The organism is Microcystis sp. LE19-8.1F (assembly GCF_027531715.1).
GTDB classification, from domain to species: domain Bacteria; phylum Cyanobacteriota; class Cyanobacteriia; order Cyanobacteriales; family Microcystaceae; genus Microcystis; species Microcystis wesenbergii_A.
The window spans coordinates 42,486-50,053 of record NZ_JAPZSO010000093.1; the positions used below are offsets into that span (position 1 = coordinate 42,486).

The window sequence follows — 7,568 nt, forward strand, 5'->3', positions numbered from 1 at the left end:
TAAGCTTTAAAAAGTGGGGTGAACAGTAATGCCCACCTCACTCTCGTTATTGTCTGAAAAAACTCCTAAAACTAGGATTTTTCCATTTTGAACTTACCGCCCTTAGCCGGATCCGTCCAGTCACAGGCAAAGCCCTTAGTTTCGGGGACAAATTGGTTCCAAGGTTGCGGATCCACTACCCCCGGAGTTGACCAAACGATGTTAAATAGACCATCATCTCTCACCTGACCAATGCGGACGGTTTTGGAGATATGATGATTGGGGAACATTTCCACTGGTCCTTCGGGAGCATCGAATTTCTGTCCTACGGCTGCGGCGCGAACTTTGTCGAGATCATCGGCGGTTGCCGCTTGTTCCACCGCTTGCTTCCAGAGATAGACCATGATGTAGGCCGCTTCCATGGGGTCGTTAGTGACGCGCTCCTGACCGAATTTAGCTCGAAAAGCCTCAACAAATTTCTTGTTAGCGGGGGTATCTACGGTTTGGAAATAGTTCCAACAAGCGTATTGACCGAGGAGATATTCCTTCCCGATCTGTTTAACTTCTTCCTCGGCAACACTCACCGACATGACCGGATATTTATCGGGAGTTAAACCGGCCGCTTGCAGTTGTTTAAAGAAAGCCACGTTACTGTCACCGTTGAGGGTGTTGAAAATAACGCCGCCATCGGGTAAAGCTTGCTTAATTTTGGTGATAATCGGGGTAACTTCCGTGTTACCTAGGGGTAGATAGTCTTCGCCCACGGTTTCGCCGCCTTTCGCCTTTAACTGCTCTTTAATAATCGTGTTGGCAGTGCGGGGAAAAACGTAGTCGGAACCGACGAGGAAGAATTTTTTCCCTTTATTTTCCAGCAACCAAGTCACTGCCGGCTCGATCTGTTGGTTGGGGGCGGCCCCAGTGTAGAAGATATTTCTAGAACACTCTTGACCCTCGTACTGGACAGGATACCAGAGCATATGGTTTTTGGCTTCAAACACGGGTAAAACCGCCTTACGACTGGCGGAAGTCCAACAACCGAAGACAGTCGCAACTTTGTCCTGATCGATCAGTTTGGTGGCTTTTTCGGCAAAAGTTGGCCAATCGGAAGCGCCATCTTCCACCACTGCCTCGATCTGTTTACCAAGAACACCACCGGCGGCATTGATTTCCTCGATCGCCAGTTTTTCCGCATCGACTACGCTGGTTTCACTGATGGCCATGGTGCCACTGAGGGAGTGCAGAATACCCACCTTAATTGTCTCTCCAGAAGCTGGGGCGGGACTAGCAGCCGGGCTAGGACTAGCCGTGGGGGTTTGGCTTTGATTGCCACCGCAAGCTTTTAACAGAATACTGGTTCCCAAAGCGGCAGAACCGTACAGGAGAAATTTACGTCGTCCTAAATTTGACATGATGATCTTGAACTAACCTCGCTGACAATATTAGCTACTTCACACGGATGTTTTTGCTGAGGAGATTTTCGGGAATCTTTCTAGGAATATCTGTGTGATCCTACGGCTAGGTTAGCAGTTTTTTTGTAATTTTCGCTACTTTTTAGATGTTTTTTGTAACTTTTACTACTTTTTCAGGAAAAATTAATGATTTTTCTGGAATTTGCCTCAGTTTTTTAGCTATCAGGAGTCGGTCGCCGGTCGGGGAAGTCATAATAACACAATAGCCTCGCGTGCCTGGAAAAAGTGCCAAAACCGTTTTCTAGTAAGGCTTCCAGTAATATTCAGCCCAACCCAATGATCAATCCGAATCTGGCCAAAGCAGCCGGACAGCAAGCAGAGCAAAACCGATGGCCGCTATCGCTTTTAAGATCTTAGCGGGGAATAATTGCGCCATACTGCCCCCCGCAAGGACTCCTAAGAAACTGGTGAAGATTAAGGCGGTAATTGAGCCAAAAAAGACAGCTTTAGGTGATTTGGAACTGCCACCGAGAGCGATCGCTACTAATTGACTTTTATCGCCGATTTCTGCCAAAAAAACCGTGATAAATGTCAGTCCGAATAATTGCCAATTCATAAATTCTAGGGAGATGGGTGATGGGGAGGTGGGGAAGTGGGGAAGTGGGGAAGTGGGGAAGTGGGGAAGTGGGGAAGTGGGGTGTGGGGTGTGGGGTGTGGGGTGTGGGGTGTGGGGTGTCGGAAGAATAAATAGAAATAATCTCCTGTCTCCTGTCTCCTATCTCCTGACTCCTGACTCTTGATCACTGATTGCTTAGAGAATATCGCCGATCAGTAAACCGGTGATCAAAAGGAGAAGGATAGCGACACCGATATCTAAAGTTTTCGGGGAAAGACGACGCGCAATCCAATAACCGATCAGGACACCGAGGAGACTGGTAGCGATTAAAGCGGTGGCTGCCCCGGCAAAAACCACCCAGGGGGATTGGGATTCAGCGCTGATCAGAAGGGTGGCTAATTGGGTTTTATCGCCGATTTCAGCAAAAAATATCGTCAGGAATGTGGAACTAAACACCGTCCAAAAACTCCAAGAAGGTGGCTGATCTGGCTTTTTCTCGGTTGAGGCGATCAATTTGCTATCACTCATCGGCTAATTTAACAATATCGGGTTAAGAAATAATTTTCATACTTTTTTCATTTTAGCCCGACCGGTTTTCTGGCGATAGTTTCTGCTGTTGGGGGCGCTGTCTCCTCCCCCCAATAGTTAAAAAACCCTAGTCGATCGAGGTAGAGTTTCCATCCTAGAGTTTAATAATTATTAGACTAGGACGAGCGCAAATTGCTTGGAGGTATAGCCCCTATGGCCAGTGAAAGTGTTGTACAGGACAGAGATTATACTCTGATTATTGACAAAAGTGGCAGTATGTCCACTGCTGATAAACCCAGCGAGAAAACCCGTTGGCAAATTGCCCAAGAATCCACCCTCGCCTTGGCTAGAAAGTGCGAGGAAGTCGATCCGGACGGCATCACCATCTATCTTTTCTCTGGACGTTTCCGACGCTATGATAATGTTACTTCCGATAAGGTGACACAAATTTATCAAGAAAATGAACCCATGGGGAGGACAGACCTAGCAGCTGTGCTGCAAGATGCCCTTGATAATTATTTTCAGCGCAAAACTGCCGGCAAAACTAAACCCAACGGAGAAACTATTCTGGTGATTACCGACGGAGAACCAGATGATCGCAAAGCGGTGATGCGTCAAATTATCGAAGCTTCTCGAAAACTCGATAGCGATCAAGAATTAGCCATTTCTCTGATTCAAGTAGGCCATGATCGACAAGCGACCGAATTTCTTAAAGCTTTAGACGATCAACTAGAATCGGCAGGGGCTAAATTTGATATCGTTGACACAATTACTATCGATGACATGGAAGATATGACCCTAGCGGAAGTTCTTCTCAACGCCATTACCGATTAATTGCTGCTTAAGTAGGGGTGATATCTCTTCACCCCTACTTAAGCAGGATTTAACTGCTAGTCAGGGCGACAAATTTATCTTTTTCCTCATCGGATAATTGCTCCGATTGTCCGGTGATTTGTTTGTAGATTTTGAGATATTCCAAAGCGGATTTATACCAACTAAAATCTTGAGTCATTGCCCGTTGCTGTAGTTTTTGCCAATCCTGTTTATAACGGAAACTTTCCCAAGTCCGGATCATACAGGTAAACAGGTCTAAAGGTTCATAGCGATCGAAACTAAATCCTGTTCCTTTTTCCTGAATTGGGTCGTGGAAAGATACCGTATCGACTAAACCACCGGTGCGGCGTACCATGGGGATGCAACCATAACGCATGGCCATTAATTGGGAGATGCCACAGGGTTCAAAACGGGAAGGCATTAACAAAGCATCGGCCCCCCCATAGATGCGACGGGAAAGGGCATCACTGTAGAGAAGATGCAGAGACATTCGCCCCCGGAAACGGGAAGTCATCTCCCATAGTTGGGTTTCATAATAGCGATCTCCTGTACCTAAAATAATCAATTGTGCATCAGTATAGGTGAGAAAGCGATCTAAAATTTGCATCACTAGATCAATACCTTTTTGTTCTACCAAACGCGTCACCATCCCCATGACAAAGGCATTTTTACTGACCTGTAGCCCCACTTCTTCTTGCAGGGCAATTTTATTAGCCAGACGTTTTTCGATGGTTTCTGGGGTAAAATTCTGCTTAAGATAAACATCTTTAGCCGGGTTATACACCTCCGTATCGATGCCGTTGACAATCCCCACCAGATTGCCGGAAATATAGGACAATAATCCCTCTAAATTTTCGCCATAAATGGGGGTCTGTATTTGACGGGCATAGGTAGGAGAAACGGTAGTGACGCGATTAGCAAATTGAACCGCCGCGGCCATGGTATTATCGCCCTGCATATACCAAGGACACCAAGTCATTTTTTCTAACGCCTCCCGCCAAGGCCCCTGGTAGGCGAGATTATGGATAGTAAAAACGGTGCTAATATCGGGGTCTTGGTGCATCCAGACGGGAATCATGCCCGTATGCCAATCATGACAGTGAATAACTTGCGGTTTCCAGTAATTCCATGCGAATTCCGCTGCACCATTGGCAAATAGGGTAAATCGCCAGGCCTCATCTTCGCCTCCGTAGATATTGCGTCCAGAAAAAGCTAGATGACCAAAGAGGTAGAGAGGAATATCCGTATCGGGTAAAACCGTCTCATAGACCAAAAAATCCTGAAACATGGCGAATCCTGACCAAATGGGTTCGGAAGGGATATCCATTTTTTCCGCGAGAAAACCGTAGTAGGGCAGGAAAATCCGCACGTCATGACCTAGCTGACGCAAGACTTTCGGTAATGCCCCAATTACGTCCCCCATTCCCCCAACTTTGGCAATTGGGGCGGCCTCGGCACCCACAAATAGAATTCGCATACTGTTCCCGCTTCTGTGAAGATCGATATGGGCAATGTTAGTGATTATAGGGGACTTATTCACCCAATCGATCAAATATCTTGATTATTTTCTGGGCTGTTGGCGATTTGTCAGTTATCGGCAAACAGTAAACAGTATGATAACTGATAACCGATAATTGCCTTTTTCTAGGATTGAGAATCAGAATCCACCTCGGTCTTCACTTCGGGGATAATATCGGGTCTTTGGGCATCTTCCCAACCGACTGGGCGTTTAGAATTATACCAAGCGATCGAACCAATGCTGACAGCAGCGAGAAAACCGACCACATAAACTGCCACAAAATAAACGGGGAATTTGCCACTGGCCACTTCTAGGAGTAGATACATAATTTTTTCACGATTAAGCTTTTAATTTGTATATCTTAACAGAATCGGCCCGCTCATCCCTATTCTCGATCGCTACCGGTCCACCAACCGGAAGGCAGCCAAATACCGCCATGAAAAGCTATTTTTGCCGGTGTCATCATATATCCCCAAGCTTCGCCGATCAATTCTCGCTCTAGATTATAAATAGGAATTCTGCGACGCTGATACTCGTTTTCTTCTGGAGATCTGCCGGGTTGATAATCTTCCAAACCATCCAAAAGCCCTATATCATAATCTGCGTTAAAAGTCAATAAAATTCCCTTGACCCAGCCATCCCCCTCGGTCAGTCCGGGATAACCGAGGGCGGTAAGATGGTATAAATGCCCCTTTGTGTAGGCGGTTTTAGAGTTGAGCACTTTTCCCGCACAGTAGGCAGAATAGTTACTCTCCTTCGGTTTCAGGGTTCCATAAACAAAGACTTCCATCATCGGTCCAATTGTGCCGCTACTCCTCCTAATAGGATATCGCGAACAAATTGACTGGCTAAAAGTTCGTGGGGAAAACCAAGAGAAATGGCACTGATATTATCGAGTCGTTGCCGATGTTCCCCGGTGAGGTTAAAGTCCAGACAGGCGAGATTATCCTGCAATTGGGACAATTTTCGAGCGCCAATGAGAGGAATTACGGAGTTAGGCCGATTTCTGAGCCAATTTAATGCCACTTGTGCCGGTGATTTCTCAATTTCTCTGGCAATCTCTAGGACAGTCTCGGCAATTTTCAGATCGCGATCAAAAATTTGAAAAGGTTGGTCGGTCATGCTTAAACGACCATCGACGGGGTTGGGTTGATTATATTTTCCCGTTAAAACCCCTCCTCCCAGAGGACTCCACGCTGTCACCCCGATATTTAATGCTTTGGCCATGGGCAATAATTCCCGTTCGGGGGTGCGTTCCTTGAGAGAATATTCTATTTGTAGTCCGATAAAGGGTGTCCATCCCCGCAGGGTGGCCAGGGTGTTCGCTTGGGAGACAATCCAAGCAGGACTGTCAGAAATGCCGATATAAAGGACCTTTCCCATCCTGACTAAATCATCGAAAGCGCGCATCACTTCTTCGATAGGAGTGAGAGAGTCCCAAAGATGAAGCCAGAGTAAATCGATGTAATCAGTACCTAAACGCTTTAAACTAGCTTCTACCGCTTGAAAGAGGTTTTTTCGATGATTTCCGCAGGCATTGACATCGCCGGGGCGCGTGTTGAGAGAATATTTGGTGGCGATTACCCATTTTTCTCGATCGCCCTTGACAAATTCCCCCACTAATGTTTCACTGGTTCCGTTAGTGTAGAGATTAGCAGTATCGAGAAAATTGCCGCCCGCTTCCGCAAAAGCCCGAAAAACCGCCCGACTTTCTTCTTTATCCGACCCCCAACCCCAATCTTCCCCGAATGTCATCGTTCCTAGACATAGTTCGGAAACTCGCAGACCACTATTACCTAAAAGTTTGTAACGCATATTTCCAGTAGGGTTTCTTAGCCTAGTCTAACGGCAAAAATCTTCACTGTAGGTAAATTGTCTGAAATATTGGCTCTTTCCATGCCTATTTCGGCAATAATTCCTCCCATTTAGCTATCTATTTTTTTAGAGTAAGCTAAGACGCATTTTAACCGCCTATCCTTAGATTAGCTGAATATTCCCCCCCTTGCCCTAGGGCTGATTCATTCTCCGAATCTAATTCTTTTTTTTGCTACCCTTAATCGCTTATGAGGTAGGCTAGGGAGCAGGGAAGTACAGGTTTTTGCTCTCATAGTAGGTTGATTCATGAATCAACTCATAGTAGGTTGATTCATGAATCAACCTACAAAGCGCGACGTTTTGAAAAATTTTCAGATATGTATTTCCGAGAAATCGACTAAAAACGTTGCCATATAAGGATTTGAGAGAATGACATTTCAGAGAATGAAACGAACCTACCCGACTGACTATAACCACGCCCTTCGCCTCAATGCTAAATCCAGTAAAACTTACAGTAACCGAGGGGCTGTTTATAATGACTTAAAAGAATACTTAAAGGCGATCAACGACTGTAACAAAGCTATTAACCTCGATCCTAAATTGTCCGGAGCTTACTTTCATCGAGGGTTGGCTTATGCCAAATTAGGAAACCCTCAAAAAGCACTCGCCGACTATAACAAAGCTATTAACCTCAATCCTTATGATGCTGACGCTTACCTTCAGCGAGGCTGAGAGGGGGACAAGCGAGCTAGAAGGTAGATAGGGCAAGCGATATCGCTCTTTGTCCTTTGATGTAATCCTTCAACCGATAGCGGCTAATTTGCATTAGCTCTTCTATATTTTTTGGGAACATTTGATGTAGCTGGAG

10 protein-coding genes are annotated in these 7,568 nt (G+C 45.8%); 3 read left to right on the plus strand and 7 right to left on the minus strand.

Annotated features, from left to right (window positions below; all coding sequences use genetic code 11):
* Positions 1-71: 71 nt before the first annotated feature.
* Both urtA and O9334_RS09940 read right to left on the minus strand, forming a co-directional pair.
* Entirely contained in the window at positions 72-1,388 is a 1,317-nt protein-coding gene (gene urtA, locus O9334_RS09935; RefSeq protein WP_045358753.1) for an urea ABC transporter substrate-binding protein, read from the minus strand.
* Positions 1,389-1,728: 340 nt separating this feature from the next.
* Positions 1,729-2,004: a TMEM165/GDT1 family protein gene (locus O9334_RS09940; protein WP_045358754.1), complete on the minus strand. Its 276-nt coding sequence runs from the start codon at positions 2,002-2,004 to the stop codon at positions 1,729-1,731.
* A gap of 13 nt (positions 2,005-2,017) precedes the next feature.
* Between O9334_RS09940 and O9334_RS09945 the strand changes: the two genes are divergently transcribed.
* On the plus strand, positions 2,018-2,188 hold the full coding sequence (locus tag O9334_RS09945; protein WP_288000101.1) for a hypothetical protein: 171 nt from the start codon (positions 2,018-2,020) through the stop codon (positions 2,186-2,188).
* Positions 2,189-2,199: 11 nt separating this feature from the next.
* Here the strand turns inward: O9334_RS09945 and O9334_RS09950 are convergent, their stop codons facing one another.
* Positions 2,200-2,532 (minus strand): TMEM165/GDT1 family protein, encoded by a 333-nt coding sequence (locus O9334_RS09950; RefSeq protein ID WP_288000103.1) that lies wholly within the window; start codon positions 2,530-2,532, stop codon positions 2,200-2,202.
* Between the two features lie 213 nt (positions 2,533-2,745).
* Between O9334_RS09950 and O9334_RS09955 the strand changes: the two genes are divergently transcribed.
* The gene (locus O9334_RS09955; RefSeq protein ID WP_045358756.1) at positions 2,746-3,366 is read left to right on the plus strand and encodes a vWA domain-containing protein; all 621 of its coding nucleotides are present in this window, start codon (positions 2,746-2,748) and stop codon (positions 3,364-3,366) included.
* Between the two features lie 49 nt (positions 3,367-3,415).
* On the opposite strand, the gene glgA is transcribed toward O9334_RS09955, so the two are convergent.
* From glgA to O9334_RS09975, 4 genes are all read right to left on the minus strand, one after another.
* Positions 3,416-4,843: a glycogen synthase GlgA gene (glgA, locus tag O9334_RS09960; RefSeq protein ID WP_045358757.1), complete on the minus strand. Its 1,428-nt coding sequence runs from the start codon at positions 4,841-4,843 to the stop codon at positions 3,416-3,418.
* A gap of 167 nt (positions 4,844-5,010) precedes the next feature.
* The gene (psb35, locus tag O9334_RS09965) at positions 5,011-5,211 is read right to left on the minus strand and encodes a photosystem II assembly protein Psb35 (RefSeq protein WP_045358758.1); all 201 of its coding nucleotides are present in this window, start codon (positions 5,209-5,211) and stop codon (positions 5,011-5,013) included.
* A gap of 59 nt (positions 5,212-5,270) precedes the next feature.
* Positions 5,271-5,678 (minus strand): gamma-glutamylcyclotransferase family protein, encoded by a 408-nt coding sequence (locus tag O9334_RS09970; protein WP_080754264.1) that lies wholly within the window; start codon positions 5,676-5,678, stop codon positions 5,271-5,273.
* Positions 5,675-6,700 (minus strand): aldo/keto reductase, encoded by a 1,026-nt coding sequence (locus tag O9334_RS09975; RefSeq protein WP_045358760.1) that lies wholly within the window; start codon positions 6,698-6,700, stop codon positions 5,675-5,677. The genes O9334_RS09970 and O9334_RS09975 overlap by 4 nt, the downstream gene beginning before the upstream one ends.
* A gap of 444 nt (positions 6,701-7,144) precedes the next feature.
* On the opposite strand from O9334_RS09975, the gene O9334_RS09980 reads away from it, so the two are divergent.
* Entirely contained in the window at positions 7,145-7,432 is a 288-nt protein-coding gene (locus O9334_RS09980; RefSeq protein ID WP_052426699.1) for a tetratricopeptide repeat protein, read from the plus strand.
* The last annotated feature ends 136 nt before the right edge of the window (positions 7,433-7,568 follow it).